Source organism: Achromobacter pulmonis, from assembly GCF_002885955.2.
Lineage (GTDB): Bacteria > Pseudomonadota > Gammaproteobacteria > Burkholderiales > Burkholderiaceae_B > Achromobacter > Achromobacter pulmonis_A.
The window spans coordinates 2,718-3,558 of sequence record NZ_POQS01000032.1; the positions used below are offsets into that span (position 1 = coordinate 2,718).

1 protein-coding gene is annotated in these 841 nt (G+C 73.5%); it reads left to right on the forward strand.

Annotated features, from left to right (window positions below; genetic code table 11):
- A partial coding sequence (locus C1I89_RS34760; RefSeq protein WP_219929636.1) for a hypothetical protein occupies nt 1-841 on the forward strand: 841 nt, incomplete at both ends.

Here is an 841-nt window from a genome sequence, read left to right on the forward strand (position 1 = left end):
TTTTCCGAGGCGGGCGAGGAGTCCTACCCGGCCACGGCCATGGACACCCAGCGCGAGGTCGGCCTGGCCGCCGACATCTTCGAGGGGTCGATCCTGGACGACTTCGCCGACAAGTGGAGCGTCGATGGGCTGCTCGGCTGGTCGCTGGTGGCCGTCGAGCGGGATCTGACCGCCGTGGTGCGCGGCATCGAGGACGTGGTGGGCGGCATCGCCGACCAGGTCGCAGAGTTCATCCGCTTCCCCATGAACGTGGCCGGCATCGTGATCGGCGGATACAACCGCCTGAAAGGCGCGGTCATGCGCCCCATCAACGCCCTGGACCTGTACAGCGGCCGCAGCCTGGTGGGTCGGTCCGATGATGACGACGGCGGCGCCAACGTCACGACGGGCCTGGCCGGCGACGCGGCGGCCGCCAGCATGGGCGCCCGCGTGCTGTTGTCGCCTGGCACGCCTGTGCGCGCGGCGCGGCTGCTGCGCGAGACGGCCGAAAGCGCCGCAGCGGTGCCGCCGCCGGTGGCCGACACGCCGGAGCGGCGCCAGCGCGCGCAGAACGCGGTCGCCGCCCGGCAACTGAATGGCCGCGCGGCCGCGCTGACGGCGGCCCGCCTGGTCGCCGAGACCGACTGGCCGAGCCGGCAGGAAGCGCAGGCCGCTGGCCAGGACACGCTGGCCCTGATCGACGCGCAGATGGCCACCGAGGAGCCGATTAGCGACGTGGTCTACGGCGCCCTGGTGGCCCTGCGTGCGGCTGTCACGGCCGACCTGCGCGCCCGCGCTGTGGCGCTGCCTGGCCTGACCACGTACACGCCCCAGGTGACGCTGCCGGCCCTGGTGGTGGCGC